This is a genomic window from Streptomyces humicola (assembly GCF_024436035.1).
GTDB classification, from domain to species: Bacteria; Actinomycetota; Actinomycetes; order Streptomycetales; family Streptomycetaceae; genus Streptantibioticus_B; species Streptantibioticus_B humicola.
Window position 1 is genome coordinate 43430 of record NZ_JANFNG010000010.1, and the last position, 21120, is coordinate 64549.

General features: G+C 70.2%; 18 protein-coding genes and 1 pseudogene. 5 read left to right on the forward strand and 14 right to left on the reverse strand.

Annotated elements, in window-relative coordinates; genetic code table 11:
• The 11 genes from NGB36_RS15025 to NGB36_RS15075 form a co-directional block, all read right to left on the reverse strand.
• Complete coding sequence (locus NGB36_RS15025) at window positions 1-2412, reverse strand: serine/threonine-protein kinase (RefSeq protein WP_255920775.1); 2412 nt, start codon at window positions 2410-2412, stop codon at window positions 1-3.
• Window positions 2409-3728 (reverse strand): hypothetical protein, encoded by a 1320-nt coding sequence (locus NGB36_RS15030; RefSeq protein WP_255920776.1) that lies wholly within the window; start codon window positions 3726-3728, stop codon window positions 2409-2411. Before NGB36_RS15030 ends, NGB36_RS15025 begins: the two co-directional genes overlap by 4 nt.
• A 28-nt stretch (window positions 3729-3756) precedes the next feature.
• Window positions 3757-4809 (reverse strand): glutamate ABC transporter substrate-binding protein, encoded by a 1053-nt coding sequence (locus tag NGB36_RS15035; RefSeq protein WP_255920777.1) that lies wholly within the window; start codon window positions 4807-4809, stop codon window positions 3757-3759.
• A 20-nt stretch (window positions 4810-4829) separates the two neighbouring features.
• Complete coding sequence (locus NGB36_RS15040; protein WP_269470188.1) at window positions 4830-6302, reverse strand: GlnX family signal transduction membrane protein; 1473 nt, start codon at window positions 6300-6302, stop codon at window positions 4830-4832.
• A 197-nt stretch (window positions 6303-6499) separates the two neighbouring features.
• Complete coding sequence (locus NGB36_RS15045; protein ID WP_255920779.1) at window positions 6500-7582, reverse strand: N-acetylglucosamine kinase; 1083 nt, start codon at window positions 7580-7582, stop codon at window positions 6500-6502.
• Window positions 7573-8871: a 6-phospho-beta-glucosidase gene (locus NGB36_RS15050; protein ID WP_255920780.1), complete on the reverse strand. Its 1299-nt coding sequence runs from the start codon at window positions 8869-8871 to the stop codon at window positions 7573-7575. The genes NGB36_RS15045 and NGB36_RS15050 overlap by 10 nt, the downstream gene beginning before the upstream one ends.
• 9 nt (window positions 8872-8880) lie before the next feature.
• Window positions 8881-9786: a carbohydrate ABC transporter permease gene (locus NGB36_RS15055; RefSeq protein ID WP_372509445.1), complete on the reverse strand. Its 906-nt coding sequence runs from the start codon at window positions 9784-9786 to the stop codon at window positions 8881-8883.
• A 4-nt stretch (window positions 9787-9790) separates the two neighbouring features.
• The gene (locus NGB36_RS15060; protein WP_255920781.1) at window positions 9791-10732 is read right to left on the reverse strand and encodes a carbohydrate ABC transporter permease; all 942 of its coding nucleotides are present in this window, start codon (window positions 10730-10732) and stop codon (window positions 9791-9793) included.
• A complete protein-coding gene (locus tag NGB36_RS15065; RefSeq protein ID WP_255920782.1) occupies window positions 10729-12066 on the reverse strand; it encodes an ABC transporter substrate-binding protein in 1338 nt (445 codons plus the stop codon). Before NGB36_RS15065 ends, NGB36_RS15060 begins: the two co-directional genes overlap by 4 nt.
• A 109-nt stretch (window positions 12067-12175) precedes the next feature.
• A complete protein-coding gene (locus NGB36_RS15070) occupies window positions 12176-13339 on the reverse strand; it encodes an ROK family transcriptional regulator (protein ID WP_255920908.1) in 1164 nt (387 codons plus the stop codon).
• Window positions 13340-13521: 182 nt separating this feature from the next.
• The gene (locus tag NGB36_RS15075) at window positions 13522-14601 is read right to left on the reverse strand and encodes a mechanosensitive ion channel family protein (RefSeq protein ID WP_505016739.1); all 1080 of its coding nucleotides are present in this window, start codon (window positions 14599-14601) and stop codon (window positions 13522-13524) included.
• 272 nt (window positions 14602-14873) lie between these two features.
• Between NGB36_RS15075 and NGB36_RS15080 the strand changes: the two genes are divergently transcribed.
• The gene (locus tag NGB36_RS15080; protein ID WP_255920784.1) at window positions 14874-15410 is read left to right on the forward strand and encodes an HNH endonuclease; all 537 of its coding nucleotides are present in this window, start codon (window positions 14874-14876) and stop codon (window positions 15408-15410) included.
• A 50-nt stretch (window positions 15411-15460) separates the two neighbouring features.
• Here the strand turns inward: NGB36_RS15080 and NGB36_RS15085 are convergent, their stop codons facing one another.
• Window positions 15461-17617 (reverse strand): beta-sandwich domain-containing protein, encoded by a 2157-nt coding sequence (locus NGB36_RS15085; protein WP_255920785.1) that lies wholly within the window; start codon window positions 17615-17617, stop codon window positions 15461-15463.
• 74 nt (window positions 17618-17691) lie between these two features.
• Between NGB36_RS15085 and NGB36_RS15090 the strand changes: the two genes are divergently transcribed.
• Window positions 17692-18024 carry an SRPBCC family protein gene (locus tag NGB36_RS15090; protein ID WP_255920909.1) on the forward strand — a complete coding sequence of 111 codons (333 nt, stop codon included), beginning with the start codon at window positions 17692-17694 and terminating at the stop codon, window positions 18022-18024.
• Window positions 18025-18053: 29 nt separating this feature from the next.
• Here NGB36_RS15090 and NGB36_RS15095 read toward each other — a convergent pair whose 3' ends face one another.
• Window positions 18054-18470, reverse strand: coding sequence for a PIN domain-containing protein (locus tag NGB36_RS15095; protein WP_255920786.1), 417 nt, complete (start codon window positions 18468-18470; stop codon window positions 18054-18056).
• Complete coding sequence (locus NGB36_RS15100; RefSeq protein ID WP_255920787.1) at window positions 18467-18688, reverse strand: type II toxin-antitoxin system VapB family antitoxin; 222 nt, start codon at window positions 18686-18688, stop codon at window positions 18467-18469. The genes NGB36_RS15095 and NGB36_RS15100 overlap by 4 nt, the downstream gene beginning before the upstream one ends.
• A gap of 120 nt (window positions 18689-18808) precedes the next feature.
• Here NGB36_RS15100 and NGB36_RS15105 point away from each other — a divergent pair.
• The 3 genes and pseudogenes from NGB36_RS15105 to NGB36_RS15115 form a co-directional block, all read left to right on the forward strand.
• Window positions 18809-19018, forward strand: a pseudogene (locus NGB36_RS15105) (Scr1 family TA system antitoxin-like transcriptional regulator); the annotation flags it as partial.
• Window positions 19019-19034: 16 nt separating this feature from the next.
• On the forward strand, window positions 19035-19265 hold the full coding sequence (locus tag NGB36_RS15110) for a DUF397 domain-containing protein (protein ID WP_255920788.1): 231 nt from the start codon (window positions 19035-19037) through the stop codon (window positions 19263-19265).
• 275 nt (window positions 19266-19540) lie between these two features.
• Complete coding sequence (locus tag NGB36_RS15115; RefSeq protein ID WP_255920789.1) at window positions 19541-20974, forward strand: amidase; 1434 nt, start codon at window positions 19541-19543, stop codon at window positions 20972-20974.
• Window positions 20975-21120: the final 146 nt, after the last annotated feature.

The window sequence follows — 21120 nt, forward strand, 5'->3', positions numbered from 1 at the left end:
CTACACCCATGTCCGGGGGCGGAAGCGGTTGGCCCGCTCCACCAGTTCGATCCTCTCCTCGCCGCGCTGGGCGAGCCGGGCCAGTACGCGGTACGAGCGTTCCAGCCCGAAGCGCAGCTCCCGTTCCCGTACATCGCTGCCGAGCAGCTTCGGCTGCGGTTGCGGTGCCGGCGGAGGAACGTACCCGTGCCGGCCGGCGAGCACCCAGTCCAGGGCGGTGTGCAGCACCTCCGTGGACAGCGTCTCGCGGCGCACCGCGTCGATGCCGAGCCGGCCCAGCTCCTCCACCTGACCGGCCGAGGCGCACAGGTCGTCCAGGAGAGGCTCCTGCGGGGCGCGGGCGCGCAACCGGGCGCGGATCGCGGCGACGCGCGCCGCCGTGAAGTGGATGGACGACTCCGGTATGGATTCCAGTGCCCGGACCGCACCTGTCCTGTCGCCCGCCGCCAGCCGCACCCGGGCCAGCCCGAAGGCGGCGCTGACGTACGACTGGTCGGTGCTCCACACCAGGCCGTAGTAGTCGGCCGCGTTGTCCAACTGCCCCAGGACCTCGGCGCAGATGCCGAGCGCGAGCTTCGGCGCCGACTCGCCCGGGAACGCGTCATAGATCGCGTCGAACGACACCGCGGCGGTCTCGAAGTCACCGTCGACGAGGCCCGCGAGCCCCCGGTACCACACCACCCGCCAGTCGTCCGGGTGGTGCTCCTCCAGGGCGAGCAGGGCGCGCGCCGCCGACGGGCGGTCGTCCAGCTCCAGCCACGCCCGCAGCTCGCGCAGCCGCCTCTCGACGGAGTCGGCGGGCGCCGCGGCCAGCGCGCTGATCACCTCTGCGGGCGCCGCGGCGATCAGGCCCGCGAGGAAACCGGCGTTGGGATCGCCCGGATCGACGCGCGGTACCGGAAGCGCCAGCGCACTCGCCCGCGTGTCCAGGCGCGCCACCAACGGGCCCGCGGCATCCGTTCCACCGGAATCCGAGGCCACCAGCTCGGTGTCCACCACCCGCAGCTCGGGGCCGAACAACGACGACAGCGCCGGCCTCGGCCTGCCCGACTCCAGCGCGACCACTTCGCGCAGCACACCTGTCAGCTGATCCGCCATCTCCTCGGCCGACGCGAACCGCCGTCCCGGATCGGGATCCGTGGCGCGCACGAGGAGCCGGTAGAACGACTCGTAGCGCGAGAAGACCTCGATGTTCTCCGGATCCGGCAGGCTGTCCGCGTAGACGTTGGTGTAGCCCTGGAAGTCGAAGGTGAGCACGGCGAGCGTGCGCGCGACCGTGTAGAGGTCGGAGGCGACGGACGGGCCGACCTCGCCGACCTCGGGAGCCTGGTAGCCGATCGTGCCGAAGATCGCGCTTTCGAGGTCGTCCATGCGGCGGACGGCGCCCATGTCGATGAGCTTGAGCCGGTCCTCCTGCTGGATCGCGTTGTCCACCTTGAAGTCGCAGTACAGCAGATTGCGGCTGTGCAGATGGCCGAGCGCCTCCAGCGCCTCGATGCCGTACGCGATCGCCTGGGCGACGGGCAGCGGCTCGCGGCGGCCGTCCGGGCCGCGCCGCTCGTTGGCGATCTCCTTCAGTGACTTGCCGCCGACGTACTCCATGACGATGTAGCCGTCGAGCGTGCCGCTGCCCGGGTCGAGGTGTTCGACGAAGTTGTAGATCCGGACGATGTTGGGGTGCTCGATCTCGGCGAGGAACCGCCGTTCGGAAACGGCGGCGGCGAGCGCGTCCTGGTCACCGGTGTCCAGCAGGCCCTTGAGCACCACCCAGCGGTCGCTGACCGCGCGGTCGACGGCGAGGTAGATCCAGCCGAGGCCGCCGTGGGCGAGGCAGCCCACCACCTCGTACTGGCCGTGCACGACATCTCCGGCCCGCAACTTCGGGGTGAAGGAGTACGGGTTGCCGCACTTGGTGCAGAAGCCCTCGGTGCGGCCGGGGCGGTCGCCGCGGGTACGGCCCACCGCGGCCTCGCACTTGCTGCAGTAACGCTTCCGCTCGGGGACCTCGGGGTTGGCGAGCACCGCCGCGCGCGGGTCGGGCCGAGGGATCGGCGGTACGGAGACCAGGCCGGCGCCCAGCTTGCCTCGTGTGGGACCACTGCTGCCGCTGCCGCGTGAGCTGCGCACCGACACCGAACGTGCCGTGGCGCCGGAGGACGCGCGTGACAGCCGCCCCGACACCGACCGGCGCGAACCGGAGGAACGCGAGCCGCTGGTGCGCGAGGAGGTGCGTGACGAGGCGGAGGACGAGGTGGAGGACGAACCGCGCCCGGACGCCACCGTGGACGGCGTGGAGCCGGCGCTGCCGCTGCCGGCCACTGCCGCCGGTGCCAGGCCGCAGGTGTCGCAGTACAGTTCGCCGCCGCCGACGTCCTCCAATGTCCCGTCGCAGCCAGGACGTCCGCATTTCATTCCGACTCCCCCTGACGGTCCTCGGGCCCGGCCTCTGCCGGAGCCATCACATCCGCGACCGCCTGTTGGTAACGGCGCACCGCGTGCTCCGCCGCCTTCAGGTCGCACGGCGCGCTCCACAGCAGCCGCCGGGCCTGGTCGTACCTCTCCAAGAGCAGCGGGTCCTCCGCCGTCCTGTGCCGTGCCGCCTTCGCCTTGTAGGCGTCGAGCCGCCCTCGTAGCTCGGCCCGGACCGCGAGCGGCGCCGTCACCGCGGTCAACGAGGCTCGTGCCCTGTCCAGTTCCTCGTCCGCCTGCTGTTCGAGACCGTCGAGGAGCGGCGAGAGCCGGTGCCACTGGCCGGAGCGGCTGTAGTCGGCGGCCGTCGCCAGCTGCTCCCGGAGCGCGGCCGCCGGGCCGCTCACCGCGGGCACCTCGGAGGCGGCGATCTTCGCGAGCACCTCGCCGCGCGCGGCGCGTGCCTCGGTGAGCGTGCGGTCGGCGCGCGAGAGCACATCACGCAGGCGCAGCAGCCGGTGCTCAGCGTCGTCCCGCACGTGCAGGACGGCCTCCACCTCGCGGCGGATGTCCTCGAGTTCGCGCTCGGCGCGGTCGTAACGGCCGGTGTCAGTGCGTCCCGCGGAGCCGCCCTGACCTGCCCGGCCCCTCGCCGGCAGCCAGAAGGCGAGGGGATCGGCGACCACCTCGGCGCGCAGCTGGGCCAGTTCGCCGATCAGCCGCTCCAGGTCGTCACCGGAAGGGTGCGCGCCCGGCGTGACGCCGACGGATTCGGCGAGCGACCGCACACGTTTCGCCTCGGCTGCGAGCAGATCGATGCGGGCCGGCAGTGCGGACCAGACCGCGTCGGAGGCCGTGACCACCCCCATGACCTGCTCGTACCAGCTGTTCATCCGCTCCACGAGCTGTTCCAGGCTGATCTGCTCGCTGAGCCTGGCAGGCCCGGTGAGGGCACGGGCCGCGTCCGGCAGGCTGCCTCCGGCCACCGTCACCCCGCTGCCCCGCAGCAGATCGGTGAGCTCGGCGAGGTCGCCGGGGGAGGGCCAGCGGCGCCGGGCTCGTACCTCGCGGGCGGCACGCAGCGCACTGCCGTACGCCTCGAAGTGCGTCCACAGCAAGGGGATGGCCGGTTCGGCGGCGGCCCAGCGCTCCTTGGTGCGGCCGGTCAGCTCGGCGCCTTCGAGCAGCCTGCGGCCCGAGTGGTCCTCCAGCGCGAGCAGCGACTCCTCTATCGCCTCGTACTCGGAACCGAGCCGCGCCAGGGCGCGATCCACCTCCTCCCGGCTCATCACCGGACCGGTAGGTCCCGCTACCGCCATCGAACTCCCCTCGAACCGTCCATGCCGCTCAGTCCTTGTAGAGCGGTGCCGGAGGCCCGCTCACCCCCGGGAGGTTGTGCGCCAGCCACTTGTTGTACGCCTGCATCCACTGGCTGTTGGCTCCCCCGTTCGTGTATTTCTGCAGCACCATATTGACCCGGCGCACCAGGTCGGTGTCGGCCAGGTTCATCGCCACACCGTACGGCTCGTGCGTGAGCGGCTGGCCGATCAGGTGTACCTGAGGATCCTGGGCGGCCTGGCCGGCGGCCAGCGCATTGTCGGTGAGCACCGCGTCCGCCTGGCCGAGCTGGAGCAGCACCAGACAGTCGAGCTGGTTCTCCACCAGGACGATATGGGAGCCGTGCGGCTCGCTCTCCAGCAGCGCCTGCCCCGTCGAACCGGAGGCCGTGCACACGCGCTTGCCCGCGAGGCTGCCGTCGAAGCCGGTGATCGTCGTGCCGGTCTTGGGTACCAGCAGCTGCTGGCCCGCCTCGAAGTAGGCGGCGGAGAAGGCGACCTGCTTGATCCGGTCGCAGTTGATGGTCATGGTGCGCACGACCATGTCCACGTCGCCCGACTGGATCGCCGGTATTCGCTGGTCGGTCGGAATGGTCTTGAACACGATCCTGGGGTTGGGGCCGAGGATGTCGGTGGCGATGGCCCGCACCAGATCGATGTCGAAGCCGACGATCTGGCCCGACTCCGGGTCCCGGTAGCCCCACAGATAGCTGTTCTGGTCGACGCCGACCGTCAGATAGCCGCGTTTTTGGATGCGTTGGACGGCGGGGCCCGCCGCATCCGATGGGCGCAGGCTCGCCTCGGGGTCGGTGCACGGGGCGTCGGCCATCGCCTGCTGCGCATGGTCGACGCCGCTCCCGGCCGGCGGGAGGGCAGCCGCTGCGGACGCCTCGCCCGGCGATCCGCACTCCAGCGGGAGGGCGATCGCGGTGAGCGCGAGAAGGCAGGCCGCCGCCATGGCGCCGACGCCGCCCCAGCCGCGCAGGCGCGACAGGCCGGACCGGCGGCCGGGCCGGCCGGACCCGCCGGACCGGACCCCGAAGGTCGCGTTCGATCGGCTCATCGGTGCTCTCCCATCCCCGCTCACCGGTACTCCGAAAGCCGTCGCCCCACGCCCAGTATGGAACCGGCCGCTCCCAGAAGGGCGAGCACCGCCGCTCCGATGCTCAGTCCCGTCAGCGCCCTGCGGCCGTCGCCCGACGCCTTCTGGAACTCGGCGCCCTCATGGTCGAGCGCGTCCTGCAGACTGCTGTCGACGGCGTCGAACGAGTACTCGGTGGTGGCCGTGGGGTTCACCTGCTTGCCGGTTGCATCCGTAGCGCCGATGATGACGTCGGCCACCGCGGTGTCGTAATTGCCCGCCGTGTCGGCGCTGTTGGCGACCTCGTGGCGGCTGCTCCACTGGGCGACGTCGGCGGCCGCCGCCTGGACCGGCGCCCTGCCCGCCGGATCGTCGGCGAGCGCGAGCGCCTGGGCGAGCAGCCCGCCCGGAGCCTTGCCGACCTGCGTGCCGTCGAGGGCGGCCATCTCGTCCTGGTAGTTGGTCTCGTACGAGGCGCCCGCGCCGCGCGCGACCAGCGTCAGATTCTCGTTGCCGCGCGCCTGGAGCGAGTCGATGCGCGCCTGGCTGAGAACCTGCAGCGATTTCGCGCCATGATCCCACGAATCGGCGAGATCCTCCCGGGCCACGGTGTGCGCGGCCACCAGCCACACCAGGAGCGCCCCGGCCGCCGTCGTGCCCGCCAGCATCCCCGGATTGAACACCCGGTTCGTACGCCGGTAGGTGCGGCGCTGCGCCCACACCAGAGCGCCGAGCGCCAGCACTCCCAGCGCCCACGCGCCCCACGGCAGCGACTCGGCGGAGGCGTAGTCCTGTTGCAGGCGCGCGCTCTGCAGCCGGTAGAGGTGCTGGGCGGTAGGCAGCAGGATGTCGCTCATCTGCTGGTTGGCGTAGCGCAGATAGGCGCCGCCGAGAGGCAGGCCCTGCCGGTTGTCGGTGCGTGCCGTCTCCACCAGGCCGGTGTAGACGGGCAGTTGCGTGCTGAGCTTCTGCACATCGGCCTGGCTCGCCGATGAGCCCTGGCTGCTCGCGGCCGCCTCGGCTATCAGCTGGGCGGCGGTGTTGATGTCGTTCTGGTAGCGCTGGCGGACCGCGGCCGGTTCCACGCCGCCGACGAGGAAGCCGCCCGCCTCGGTGGTGTTGGCCGCTGCAAGTGATCGGTAGATCTCGGCGGCGTCGGCGCTGAGCGGTTCGCTGCTGTTGGTCACGCCCTGGGCCGCCGAGGAGCGTTCACTGATCTGCCACGCCGTCACCGCGCCGAACGCGAGGATGAGCGCGGCGAGTGCGGCGCCGATGATCCGCAGCCTGCCCGGCTCAGTGGTCGCCGCGGCGCGTATCCGGTCGGCCCCCTCCGCCCAGGCCGTGCGCCGCGGCGCGGGTGTGCCCGCGGCCACTGCCGCCACGGCGGCGGCGCTGGGCGCCGGGCGTCCCGCGCCCGGCTGAGCCGGAATCCCCGGCCGCGGCCTCGACGGCTGTGTTCCCGGCGTTCCCGGCATACCTGGCGAACGTGCCGGCGTACGTGTCAACCTGACCCTCCCCCATGCGCGCTGACCGAGCATCGTCCCGTCCTGGCCGTCAGCGGGGCAATACTTTCTCGCCAAGTATGGCCACCGGCACCGACATCCACTAGCGCTCGGCGTGATCTTGAGCCTCCAGCACCGCTAAACCACCTGCACAGGCGGTCCTTCGGGCCTCACCCGCGTATCACGCGGTGACGACCGCTGCGGTTCCCTTCGGGCACGGAGCCCGCCGGCGCGGCCGGCGCCGCCGCGTAGTGCGCCTGCAGCCGGGCATGGGCGGTGGGCGGCGAGCCCAGATGGTCGAGGCCGAGGAGCGCCGCACCGAGGACCGGCGGCGCGGTGACCACCCGGGGGACGGCCTTCGGCGCGCGGAGCGCCAGTTCACGGGTGATGGCGTCGATCAGCAGCGGCTGCCTGGCGGCCAGCACCCCTCCCCCGAGGACAACGGTCGTCTCCTCGTCGAGCAAGCCGAGCCGGCCGAGCGCCACCGACGCCAGCGCCACCACCTCCTCGGCCTGGCGGTCCACGATCCGACGGGCCACCGCGTCGCCGTCGGCCGCGACCCGGAAGAGCACGGGGGCGAGCTCCAGCCTGGCGTGTGCCGGTACCTGTCCCAGGTGCATTGCCTCGATCAGCTCGTACATCGAGCCCCGGCCGAGGTGCGCAGGCAGCGCGGTGGCCAGCTCGGTCGCCTCTCCACGCCCGTCCTCGGCTCGCGCGGCCCACCACAACGCCTCCTCGGCGAGGAACACCCCGCCTCCCCAGTCGCCCGAGATGCGGCCTATGGCCGGGAACCGGGCGGTACGGCCGTCCGGCAGCATCCCCACGCAGTTGATCCCCGCACCGCACACCACGGCGACACCGCGCGGCTCTTCGACCCCCGAACGCAGGATCGCGAAGGTGTCGTTGAGCACCTGCGCGCTCGTCCCCCAGCCGCGGGCGTGCACCGCATCCCGCAACTCCCGCTCCTCGATGGGGAAGTCGGCATTGGCCAGACAGGCCGAGACATGCTCCACCACGGGGGCTCCCCTGTACGCGGCCAGCCCCGCCGCGCGTGCGGCGGCCGCCACCAGCGGGACGAGCGCGGTGACCGCCTGCCGTGCCCCGGCCGTCACCGGCTGGAAACCGCCGCCGCGTGCCGTGCCGAGCACCGAGCCGTCGGCCGCCACGATCGCCACATCGGTCTTGCTGTTGCCCGCGTCGATGGCGAGCACGCCCCCCGTCACGAGCGGCCGCGGAATCGGGGTCAGGCCCACGCGAGATGCTCCCGGTTGTGTGCGACGAGCCGGTCGGCGAGCGCGTCCGCCTGAGCGTACTGGCCGATCAGGGGGTGGGCGAGCAGCGCCTTGACGACGCGGTCGCGCCCGCCGCGCAGCGCCGCCTCCAGCGCCAGCTCCTCGTACGCGGTGACATGCGCGATGAGCCCCGCGTACAGCGGATCCAGGGCCGGTACCGGCAGCGGGCGCACCCCATCGGTGCCCACGGCCGCGGGGACCTCGATCACCGCGTCGTCGGGGAGGAAGGGCAGCGTGCCGTGGTTGTACGCGTTCACCACCTGCACCTCGCCCGCCCCGCGCAGCAGCGCCGACGCGAGGGCCACCGCGGCCTCCGAGTAGAAGGCGCCGCCACGCCTGGCGAGCAGCCCGGGTTTCGTGTCGAGCGCCGGATCGCTGTACATCGCGAGCAACTGCCTTTCCATATCAGCCACTTCGGCGGCCCGTGACGGCTTCCCCCTCAGCTCGTCCACCACTTGGTCGTGCGCGTAGTAGTAGCGCAGGTAGTACGAGGGGACGACGCCGAGCCGGTCGAGCACCGCGCGCGGCAGCCGCAGATCGTCGGCGATCGCGTCGCCGTGCTCGGCGAGCAGCTTCGGCAGCACGTCCTCGCCGTCCGCGCCCCCCAGCCGTACACCGAACTCCCAGGTGAGGTGGTTGAGCCCGACATGGTCGAGATGCAGCGCCGCCGGCGGGACGCCGAGCAGCCGCGCGAACTTGCGCTGCAGCCCGATCGCCACGTTGCACAAGCCGACTGCCTTGTGCCCGGCCTGCAGCAGCGCACGCGTGACGATTCCCACCGGATTGGTGAAGTCGATGATCCACGCGTCGGGTGCGGCGCGCCGCACCCGTTCGGCGATGGACAGCACGACGGGAACGGTGCGCAGCGCCTTCGCGAGCCCTCCGGCGCCCGTCGTCTCCTGCCCGACGCAGCCGCATTCCAGCGGCCACGTCTCGTCCTGCTGCCGCGCCGCCTGCCCGCCGACGCGCAGCTGCAGCAGGACGGCGTCGGCGCCCTCGACACCGGCCTGGAGGTCACCGGTGGTGACGACGGCGGCGGGATGGCCCTGCCGGGCGAGGATCCGCCGGGCGAGGCCGCCGACCAGCTCGAGGCGCTCGGGCGCGGGGTCGATCAGTGCCACCTCCGTCACCGGCAAGGTCTCGCGCAGCCTGGCCAATCCGTCGATGAGTTCGGGGGTGTAGGTGGAACCGCCCCCCACCACTGCGATTTTGCGGGGGTACGGGGGTCGTCCCCCGGAAGAATGCTGCATCCTTGTCCCTCAGCCCTTCACTCCGGTCAGTGTGACGCCTTCGACGAATGCCTTCTGCGCGAAGAAGAACACGACGATCACGGGTGCCATGACGAGCATCGTGGCCGCCATGGTGAGATTCCAGCTGGTCTGGTGCGCGCCTTTGAACGTCTCCAGGCCGTAACTGAGCGTCCAGGCCGCCGGATTCTCGCTCGCGTAGATCTGCGGCCCGAAGTAGTCGTTCCAGCACGAGAAGAACTGGAAGAGCGCGACGGCGGCAATGGCGGGCCTGGCCATCGGCAGGACGACGCGCAGCAGTGCACGCACCTCGCCGCATCCGTCGACCCTCGCCGCGTCGACGTATTCATCCGGAATCGTGACGAGGAATTGCCGCAGCAGGAAGATGCTGAACGCGTCACCGAATGCCATCGGGATGATCAGTGGCCACAGCGTGCCGGTGAGATGCATCTGATTGGCCCAGAACAGATACATCGGTACGACGACGACCTGCGGAGGCAGCATCATCGTGGCCACCACCAGCATCAGCGCGAGAGTACGGCCGCGGAAGCGGAACTTGGCGAGCGCGTACGCCACCGGGATGCTGGAGACCACGGTGAGCGCGGTGCCCGCACCCGCATAGATCAGGGTGTTCTTCCACCAGGTGAGAAAGCCCGGGGTGCGGAAGACGGTCACATAGTTGTGCCACACGAACGGGTGAGGCCACAGCGCGCGGGTGAGCGCCTGGTTGTCGCTCATCAACGAGGTGAGCGCGACGAAGACGAACGGCAGCACGAAGAAAAGCGCGGCGGCGATGCCCAGGGCGTGCACCGCGATCCAGTGCAGCTGCGCCTTACGGCGCGCCGCCCGTGCGTTCGCGCTGCGCAGCGGCCGTCGTCGCGCCGCGGTGGCCCGTGCGGGGGCGAGGACGTCGGTCACGAGATCACCCTCCCGCCTGGATCAGTCCGCTGCGGCGGCGCATCAGCAGCGCGGTGAACGCCATGGCGAGGGCGAACAGCACGAGGGCGATGACGCACGCCGAGCCGGTGTCGAAGCGCTGGAATCCGAGGTTGTAGACGAGTTGGGGCAGGGTGAGCGTCGACTGGTCGGGGTATCCGGGTTCGAACTGCTGGCCCGAGTTGCCGATGACCCCGCTGGCGACCTGGCCCGCGATCATCGGCTGCGTGTAGTACTGCATGGTTTCGATGACGCCGGTGACGACGGCGAACATCACAATCGGTGAGATGTTGGGGAGCGTCACATAGCGGAACCGCTGCCACGCTCCCGCGCCGTCGAGCTCGGCCGCCTCGTACTGCTCGGCCGGCACGTCGAGCAGCGCGGCCATGAAGATCACCATCAGGTCACCGATGCCCCACAGGGCGAGCATCGTCAGCGCGGGCTTCGACCAGTTCGGGTCGTTGAACCAGCCCGGCTGAGGCAGCCCGATCGTGCCGAGGATGTGGTTGACCGGTCCCGTGCCGGGGTTGAGCAGAAAGGCGAAGGCCATGGTCGCGGCGACCGGCGGGGCGAGGTACGGCAGATAGAAGGCGGTGCGGAAGAACCCGGCGCCTGTTTTGATCTTCGTGATCAGCAGCCCTATTCCGAGGCCGAAGACGACGCGGGCGCTCACCATCACCGCTACCAGCCACAGGGTGTTGCGCAACGCGGGCCAGAACATGGGGTACTGGGTGAAGACATAGACCCAGTTGGCAGCGCCGGTGAAAGCCGGGGGCCGGAATCCGTCGTACTTCATGAACGAGAAGTAGACGGTGGACAGGAGCGGATAGACGAAGAAGAAGCCGAATCCGAGCAGCCAGGGGGAGAGGAAGGCCAGCGTCCGCAGCGCCGAGCGGCATTGCCTGCCGTGCAGGGTGAGCGCCGTCATGGTGTCGCCTGGGCGATGTCGCGATCGACCTGCTGGTCGACCCGGTCCAGTCCGGCCTTGAGATCAGTGGCTTTGCCGGACTCGTAGGCGTAGGCGAAGTCCTGCAGCGTGACCTGGTACTGGCCGCCGTTCGGGCTCGACGGTGTGGTGTTGCTGGCCGGGTTAAGCGCGATCGACAGGAACGTGCGGAAATTGTCGTCCGCCTGGAGCTTCGGGGACTTCAGCGCCGCAAAGGTGGACGGGACGTTGTGGATCTCATTGGCGAAGTTCACGACCGCGTCGGTGTGGGTGGTCAGGTACTTCACGAACTCCCAGGCGGCATTCTGCTTCGCGCTGTACGCCGAGATCCCGATGATCGTGCCGGAGAGATATCCCTTGCCGTACGACGAGGCCTGGTCGTCCGGTACGGGCATCGGTGCGACGCCGATGGGGAAGGAGACGCCCGCGTCCTTGGCCATGCCGAGGCGCCATTCGCCGTCGATGGCCATGGCGACCTGGCCGGTGTGGAAGGGGTTCTTGGGCCCGAATTCGTCGCCGAAGGTGTTGCGGTACCTTTCCAGTTCGGTGAATCCGCCGAGGGCGTTCACCAGGTTCTTCTGCCAGGTGAACATCGCGGTGAACGCCGGGTCGGTGGCCATCTGGGCCTTGCCCTGGGCGTTGAAGTACGTGGGGCTCCACTGGGCCGCGAGGTGCCCTGGCGTGGACTCGTACCCGTGGAAGTCCGGCATGAAGCCGAGCTGCGCGTAAGAATCCCCTTGCGGTTTGGTGAGTTTGACCGCGTCGGCGGTGAACTGTGACATCGTGCGCGGCGGCGAGGCGATACCGGCCGCTTTGAAGGCGTTCTTGTTGTAGTAGAGCCCGTAGGCGTCGCCGAGCAGGGGCAGCGTGCAGCGCGTCCCCTTGTACTGGGTGTAATCCAGCATGGGTTTCGGAAAGGTCGCTGCAGGGTCGATTCCGGACCGCTCCAGGAACGGGCCGAGATCGGTGAGCGCGCCCGAGGAACAGAACTCGCCGACGTTGTCCGTGGTGAATGACGAGACGACATCGGGCGCATCGGAACCGCCCGTCCGCAGCCCCTGGTTGATCTTGTCATCAGTGACATTGGAGACCGCGTGCACATGGATGGCGGGGTGCGTCTTCTCGAAGCCCGCGATGTCGTCGTTGATCGCCTTGAGTTCGTCCGGCGCGCTCCAGCCGTGCCAGAAGTTGATCGTCACCGGTTTGTTCGGGTCGTCATCGGCCTGCGTCGTGCTCTGCCCGGTACAGGCGGAGACCAGCAGGGATATCGAGGCGGCGGCCGCGAGAGCGGCGCACGCCCGGGACAGTGCGGACATGCTGCTCCTCCAGGGGTACGTGCGGTACGCGTGGGGGTGTGCGGAGCGTGCGGGTGTTCCGTGCGGGTGGTTCGTGCCGGGCCGAGACCGGGCCGAGAGGCCGAGCCGCTCAGCCGGCCGAGGTGTCGAAGATGTCGTCGCGGGCTGCGGCCAGCGCCCGTTGCACCGCGCCGACGAGCACCGGGTCGTCCTCCAGCGCGCCGAGCAGCACCCGCGGGCGCGGGATGGCCACCTGGTAGAGCTGGTCCTCGATGCGCGTCCGCAGCGCCTCACCGCCCGCCGTCACCACGCCACCGGAGAGCACGACGAGTTGCGGGTCGAGGACGGCGACGATCGAGGCGAGCCCGGTGGCGAACCGTGCCGCCAGCTCGTCCAGCACCGCCTCGCCGTCCGGCCCGTCGCCGGCCGCTCGCGCCACGGCCTCCTGCGGGGTGCGCGCCTTGATGCCGCCCTGCCGCGCGAGCTTGAGCACCGCATCGCCGCCCGCCAGCTCCTGGAAGCCGCCGGTGTTGGCACGGGTGACGTTGTGCAGGACGGGCGCACCGGGCACCGGCATGTAGCCGACCTCGCCCGCGCCGCCAGTCGCCCCCCGGTGCAGCCGCCCGCCGAGCACGATGGCCGCGCCGATGCCCTCCTCGACCCAGAACAGCACGAAGTCCTCGCACCCCGCCGCCGCGCCGAGGCTCCGTTCCGCGACGGCCGCGAGGTTGACGTCGTTCTCCACGGCGAGCGGGGTGCCGAGCGCCTCGCGCAGCTCGTCCAGGAGGCCGGGCGAGTGCCAGCCGGGTACGTGGCCTGCGTACCGCAGCGTGTTCGTCGCCGGGTCGAGGGCGCCCGGGATGCCGATCACCAGGCGGTTGAGCCGCGAGCGGTCGATCCCGGCGTCCTTCGCCGCTCCCTCGACCGCCTCGACGACCCGGGTGACGGTGCGGGCGGTCTGCCGTGCGGCGGAGCGGGCGGGGGCGCGGCCCTTGGTGGGGACGGTGTGGCGGCCGCGCAGCTCGCCGGCGATGTCGGCGACGGCGGCGACGATGCGGTCGGGGGTGACGTCGAGCGCCGCCACGTACCCCGCGTCCGGGTTCACCCGGTACAGCTGGGCGCCCGGCCCTGGCCGTCCGGCCGTCGTGCCGGTGGCGACGACGAGGCCGGCGCTCTCCAGGCGGGCGAGCAGCTGGGAGGCGGTGGGCTTCGACAGGCCGGTCAGCTCGCCGATCCGGGTCCGTGACAGCGGTCCGTGTTCGAGCAGCAGGTCGAGCGCGGCGCGGTCGTTCATCGCGCGCAGTACCCGCGGCGTACCCGGCGTACCGGGGGTCCCCGGAGTCTTCCCGGTCACGGTCCTGGCCTCCCCGGTAGTGTTAGGAAGCTTTCCTATTGGTGATAGGAAAGCTAGGCCCCCCGGGGGGCGTCGTCAAGGGTGGGATCGCCGCAGGCGCTACGTCTTCGCGGGGGCGGCCGTCACTTCTGCAGATGCGGGCCCGAGGGCTCCCCGGTGGGCAGCGGTGTGGCCCTGCTCGCCTGGGGCGAGCTCGGATTGGCGAGCGCCGACGGCGGGGCGACCGACGCCGCCGCATCCGCGGCGTCCTGCGGTATCTGCTCCGGCGTGCCGCCGAGGAACCCGATTCCCGCCTCGTCGAACGACTTCTTGATCCGCCAGCGCAGCTCGCGCGCCACCCCGGCCGCCTTGCCCGGCATGGTCTTCGCCTGGGCCCGGATCACCACGCTCTCCGGGCTCACCTCCTCCAGGCCCAGCACCTGGACCGGCTCCCACAGCGTCTCGTCCCACGGCTCGTCCTTGGCCATGTCCTCCGCCGTCGCGGCGATGAGCGCCCGCGCCCGGTCGAGGTCCTCCCCGTAGCCGACCTGCACGTCGACGACCGCGGTCGACCAGCCCTGGCTGAGGTTGCCGATCCGCTTGACCTCGCCGTTGCGCACGTACCAGATCTCGCCGTTGTCGCCCCGCAGCTTCGTCACCCGCAGGCCGACCTCGATCACCGTGCCGGTCGCGACGCCCGCGTCGATCACGTCTCCGACGCCGTACTGGTCCTCGAGGATCATGAACACGCCGGAGAGGAAGTCGGTGACGAGGTTGCGCGCGCCGAAACCGACCGCGACACCCGCCACACCGGCACTGGCCAGCAGCGGGGCAAGATCGATGTGGAGCGAGGAGAGCACCATCAGTGCCGCGGTGCCCAGGATCACGAACGATGCGACGCTGCGCAGCACCGAGCCGATCGCCTCGCTGCGCTGGCGACGCCGCTCCGCGTTGACCAGCAGCCCGCCCAGCGCGCCGCCCTGTGCGCTCGCCTCGGCACCGCGGTTCATCCGGGCGATGAGCTGGGTGATCATCCGCCGTACGACGGCTCGCAGCACCACCGCGATCGCCAGGATGATCAAGATCTCTATGCCGGTGGAGAGCCAGTTCACCCAGTGATTCTCGACGTAGCTCGCCAAGCCGTTGGCGGACTGAGTGGCGCGCGTCACGGCGACGGCGGGGCTAGTCGGAGCGTCGGCGGTCGTGGACCAGGACCCGGGCACAGCTGAGAACCCTCCATGGAGAAGACCTGCCCGCCAGGTGCGGGATCTGTGAAAAGTGCGGGCAGTCCATCCACCCTAACGGTGCAATCTTTGGCCTTTCCCCGTCATTCCGTAGGGCTCCGTCCGAAATGATGGGATGTAAAGAGGTGTGGTCGAAAACACCTCGAGCTCGTTACCTGGTCATGGTGGCGCCACGACCAGGCTTCCGGCGACACTGAGGGGAGATCGTCCCGGCGCGAGCCACGCGCCGCCGGCGTACAAGGGAGGCATCCGTGCCGCATGTCCTGGTCCTCAACGCGTCGTACGAGCCGCTCGGCGTCGTACCGCTCCGCCGCGCGCTCGTTCTCGTCCTCAATGACAAGGCCGTATGCCTCGAGGAATCCGGCGCCCTGATGCACAGCGCGACCCGCGCCCTACCGGCGCCCAGCGTCGTCAAGCTCAACAGATTCGTCAGGGTCCCCTTTCGGGGACCCGTCCCGCTCACCCGCCGGGCGCTCTTCGCTCGCGACGGCGGCAAATGCGCGTACTGCGGAAGCGCCGCAACCAGCGTCGACCACGTCATCCCGCGCAGTCGCGGAGGCCAGCACTCCTGGGACAACGTGGTCGCCGCGTGTCGCCGCTGCAACCACGTCAAAGCCGACCGTCACGTCTCCGAGCTCGGCTGGCGCCTGCGCCATCAGCCGGCTCCGCCGACGGGCCTGGCGTGGCGGATCATCGGCACGGGCCATAGGGACCCGCGCTGGCTGCCATACCTGCAGCCATACGGCGCGGAGGACGCGATGGCCCGGATAGACGGCATCTCTGCCTGATATCCGGGTCATCGCGTTTTGTCATCCCTGTCAGCCGGGCGGTGCGTCGGTCACATGACGGAGATCGCGAAGATGTGAATGGCGCTGTCGCCCGGCAGCGTCACCGTCGCGATCTGCTTGCCCGCGGTCAGCGGGATCGTGTTGCTGAAGACGTCGTAGTCGGTGCCGAAGTTCGCGGGCCCGGACGGGGTGTCGCGGTGATCGGTGATGATCGCCACCTTCGCGCCGTAGGCGTCGGTCGGGGAGCAGCACCAGTTGGGGAAGCCGAGCGTCCCGGTCGATGTGGTGCCGTCGGTGTACTTCACCGTCACGGTCGCGCTGTCGAAGCCTGCCTCCGCGCCGAGGAGGGCCAGCTCCGAGCCGGAACCGCTCTCCTTGATCGTGACCGCGCCGCCCGCCACGTTGTCGGGCGTACCGCTCGCCGCACTCGGCCAGGTGAAGGTGAGGCCGTTCGCCGTCACCGTGGAGCCCGGGGTGACCCCGGCCTTCGCCAGCGCCTGCGCCGAGTAGGTGTCCCCGTTGCCGTCGAAGTCCCCGGCCGTCGGTGCGGACTCGTCGGTGACGGCGGCATTGTTGAACGCCTGCGCGAGATTGTCGTACGGCAGGTCGTAGAGCACCGTCGAATCGGCCGAGGTGTTCTGCTGCCGTCCCAGGGAGGCGTAGCCGGCGGTCGCGGTGAGCGTGTCGGTGGACCGCCCCGGGGGAGGGGCGGGTGCGATCACGGTGAAGGCGGCGGTGGCGCTGCCTCCGGCGCCGACCTTCCCCAGCGGTACGGACGAGGGCTCGACGCGCCAGCCCGCGGGAGCGTGCAGCGAGACGGAAGCGCCGTTCAGCGGGTTCGGTCCGTCATCGGAGAGGCTGACCGGCACCGAGACGCTCTTGCCGCCGGGGAAGGAACGCTGCGTGACACTCAGCACGGTCGCCGACGGCGCGGAGGCGCCGTGCGTGGGCGAGACCCGGTAGATCACGGTGCCGTGCGGCGGGACGGTGGCCGCGATGGTCCCCGTACTCGTCGTGACCTTCTTGCTCACCAGGTCCTTGAGCGTGACGTTGCCCGTGCCGGAGAACCCGACCGTCGTGGCGTGGGTGGTGATGGTCTGTGCACGGTCGTTCTTGTTGAACAGCACGACCGCGCGGTCGCCGTTCGCAAGCGGCTTGGACAGCACGTCGTAGCCGCCGCCCGTCTGCACCACCGTGCCCTGCGCGCCCAGCTTGTCCTGGTCGACGGCGATGACGTCCTTGTTGGAGACGATCGCCAGCGGGGCACCGCTCAGCGCGCCCACATCGGTGGAGAGCAGCAGCGGTGAGGCGAGCTCCGACCAGAGCGTGAACTGCGACTGCTGCTCGGTGAGGCTGAGACCGGGATTGCCGACCTCCAGCATGTCCGCGTCGTTCCAGTGGCCCGGCCCGGCGTACGGGGCGAGGCGCAGCATCGAGGTCTGCTCGTAATTGGTCAGCACGCTCTGCCAGTTGTCGGCGATGTCGTCGCCGACCCGCCACAGATTCCCCTCGTTCCCGATCCACTTCATGATCTGCCAGAAAGTGGAGTTGTCGAAGTAGTACGCGGGCGCGGACTCCGAGAAGACGATCGGGCGCCCGGTCTTGCGCAGCGCCTCGCTCGCCTGGGTGTAGACGATCTTCGCGACGTCGGCCGCGGATGCGCCCGGGTAGTCGGAGAGGGGCTGGTAGCAGTAGTCCAGCTTCAGGTAGTCGACGCCCCATGAGGCGTACTGGCGCGCGTCCTGGTCGAAGTGACCGTAACTGCCCGCCGCGCCCTGGCAGGTGTTGGTCCCGGCGTCCTCGTAGATGCCGAACTTCAGCCCCTCGGCGTGCAGATGGTCGCCGAGCGCCTTCATCCCCTGCGGGAAGAGCGCGGTGTCGACCTGGAGGTTGCCGTTGGCGTCGCGGGTCTTCTGCATCCAGCAGTCGTCCACGTTGACGTACGTGTAGCCGAGCTTGGAGAGCCCCTTGGCGACCAGGGCGTCGCCGGTCTTCATGAACAGGTTCTCGTTGATGTTGCACTCGTACTTGGCCCAGTCGTTGAAGCCCATGGGCGGGGTGAGCGCGAGCCCGTTGTACGAGCCGGACGGCGTGGTCGCGGGGGAGGCGGCGGCCGGCGGCCCGCTCATCCCGGCCACCCCGAGCGCCACGGCGGCAACGGCGGCGGCGACGGCGGCGAGTCTTCCGCGCTTGCGGAACGTTCGCATCACACGCTCCTCTGGTGGAGGGGAGGGGTTCATAGAGTGCGTGAAACTGCAATGTTGCTGAAGCTTCCGAGCAGATTCACGCACGACCCCCCGTCGCGTCAACACCGCCCGACGGCCGCAGCGTGCGGGAGCGGGTGACGGCGTGGGAGCGCGCTCGCCGCTTCGCCTATCAGGTGGACGACTTCGGCGGCGTCATGGCCCGCCTGATGACCCGTGCGGTGGGCGAATGGACCTTCACCGGCGACGCGGCGCGCTCCCGCTTCACCTGGACGTACACGTTCTTCGCCACGAGCCGCGCTACGGCCCCGCTGGTCCGAGTGTTCGTCCGCCTCATGTGGTCCGGCTGCATGCACGGCTGCGCCGACCGCAGCGTCGCGCTCGCCGAGGCGCGCGGCCAGTCCGCGTGACGGGAGAGACAGCAGAGGGCGCCGCGTACTCAGAGCGGGATCCGGCGCACGTTCCTCTCGTGGAGGTCGCGGGCCGAGCGGGCCAGTGTTTCGAAGTCGGCGTCGTCGTGCAACACGGTCAGGCCGTGGTGGGCGGCTGTAGCGGATAGCAGCAGGTCGACGACGGACAGGGCGCGATGGGTTCCGCTCTGTGTGAGTCGGTACTGTGCAGCCTCAATCCATTGCCAGGCCGACTTGTGTACGGGAACGTCCGGATACAGATCAACGAACATGTCCGTAAATGCGTCGTACTCGCTGCGGTTCCTGGCCGACGACTTGAACTCTGTTCGTTGCGGCTGACAGGAGCCCACCACGCCAGAGCTGATCGCCTCAGCCCACGCACCGCGGAGCTCCTTGTCGCGGAGGATGCGCCACAGGGCGGACGAATCGATGAGATACCGGATCATCGCCCCGCGTTCTTCTCTGCCGCGTGCCTACGCTCCCACGACTCGTAGTCCCAGCCCTGGGCCATGTCCGCGTACCGTTCGAGGGCCTCGATGCGGCGGTGGCGAGCGGCGTATTCGCGCAGCGCTTCGTTGACCGCGTCCTTCTTGGTTCTGTGTCCGGACAGTCTCATGGCCTCGGCGAGTGCCTCGTCGTCGAGGTCGAGGGTCGTTACGCTCATCGTGCGCCCCTTATATAAGCCATTCAAGAGCCATGAATATGGTACATGGGTGATGTCGCGACTGCCACGGCAGTGCGTGGCAGGGGATCCGGCTTCGGGTGATGCCGTTCAGCGCGGGCGCACACCGGTCTGGACGGGACGTTCGGTGTCTTCGGCATGCCGGTGACGGGAATGGATGTCGTCATGATCGACAACATTGCGTCGGTCGCATATTTGGAGCACGATGACGACGTCCAGCGCATGCGGACCGTGTTCGACGTGCTGCGGGCGACCGCGCTGGGACCAGGCCCGTCGCTTGACCTGATCAAGCAGGCAGCACATCTGCCGTAGCCGTGGAAGGTACTCCGTGTCGGATCTCGTGTGGCGGAAGTCCAGCTTCTCCGGAGGCGGAGGCGGAGGCGACTGTATCGAGGTCACCCGAGGTGACAACGGGATGATCTACCTGCGCGAAAGCGACGAACCCGACGTCGTCGCCGTCACCACGCCGGCGAAGTGGGACGCGTTCGTCAAGGGAGTCAAGGCGGGCGAATTCGACCACTTCGTCGAAGGTGTTGAGGACGAGAACACGGCGGGCTGACCCCTGTCGGCGACGCGGCTGTTCGACGGGACGGCATTGTGCTTCGCCGGGTGCATCGTTTCGTCTCACGCCTTCGGCGCAAAGATGGCTGGCTACGACGGAAGTTGCGGGGCGGCCGGCGCCGTACGTCGGCGTAGTTGCGCCCCGCCCATCTCGTCACCCGCTGACTATCGCGGCGTGCCACAGGGGCTGTCCACGTAAGTGCCGGCCTACCGGGCACTTCGAGCACCCGTACGTGACCCCGTCGCGAGCCGCCGCGGCGTACCGTCGTCACCATGGCGGAACCGCATGAGTTGACGATGCTGGAACAGGCGACGGCGGTGCGGCGCGGGGAGTTGTCCCCGGTCGCGCTGGCCGAGCACTATCTGCTGCGCATCGACCGTCTCGATGCCTCCCTCGGCGCGTACCTCACCGTCACCGCCGACCGTGCGCTGGATGATGCCCGCCGCGCCGAGCAAGTGCTTGTCCAGGGCGCTCAAGGGGACGCGCTGCCGCCGCTGCTCGGTGTGCCGGTTCCCGTCAAGGACCTCACGCCCGTGCCCGGTGTGAGGTTCACCTCCGGCTCGGCCGTCTTCGCCGACCGCGTCGCCACCGTGGGGACGCGCGTCGGTGAACTGCTGCACGAGGCCGGCACCGTGCTGCCCGGCAAGACCAACACCCCCGAATTCGGACTCCCCGCCTACACCGAGAGCCGCGTCGGGCCGCCCGCCCGCACCCCGTACGACCTCACCCGTGGCGCCGGGGGTTCGAGCGGCGGCGCGGCCGCGGCGGTCGCCGCCGGGCTCGCAGCGGCCGCGCAGGGCAGCGACGGCGGCGGATCGATCCGGATCCCGGCGAGCTGCTGCGGGATCGTCGGGCTCAAGCCGACCCGGGGACGGGTGAGCCCTGCACCGTTCGGTGACATCAGCGGTCTCGCCGTCAACGGCCCGCTCGCCCGCACGGTACGCGACGCTGCCGCGCTCCTCGACGTCATGGCCGCGCCCACGCCGGGTGACCCCTTCCCGCTCCCGGCCACAGACCGCACCTTCCTCGGCTGGTGCGACGCGTACGAGCGCACCCCGCGCCGGCTGCGCATCGCCCGCTGGGCGCAGCCCGACGTGCCGGGCGTCGCCGTCGATCCCGAGGTGCTCGTCGCCTATGAGAAGACCTCGGTGCTGCTCGCCGAGCTCGGCCATGACGTGGTCGACGCCCCGCAGCCGCTCGCGCCGGGCGACCGTGATGCCTTCACACCGGTATGGGCTGTTCTGTCTGCCCTCGCCCCCGTCCCCCCGGAGCGTGAAAGCGACCTCATGCCGATGACGCGCTGGCTGCGTGACCAGGGGCGGGCGGCCGGCGGCCTCGACTATGCGCGGGCACTCGCCGCGATGCAGACCGTGGGCCGGACCTTCACCACCGCCGTCGCCCGGTACGACGCCGTGCTCACCCCCACCCTCGCCCAACTCCCGCCATCCGTGGGGGCGTTGCGGGACGACGCGGATCCGGCCGCGGACTTTGGGGCACAGATCGCGTTCACCCCTTTCACCGGCCCGTGGAACATCGCGGGCCTGCCCGCGATCTCGCTGCCCCTGCACTGGTCGGCGGACGGGCTGCCGATCGGCATGATGCTCGGCGCGCCGCACGGCGCGGAGGGGCCGCTGCTCGCCCTCGCCGCCCAACTGGAGGCGGCGCAGCCGTGGGCCGTACGCGGTGCGCCACCGGGCTTTGAATGACACCAGACGCTTTACTCTGCGTACGGCTCTGGTTACGGTCAACAGGGGGTGGAATCGGTGACGAGTGTGATGTTTGTCAACCGTCCGGTATCCGGATGGATGGGCGGACAGGCTCTGGGTAGAGCTGACGTGTCCGACCGTCCAGA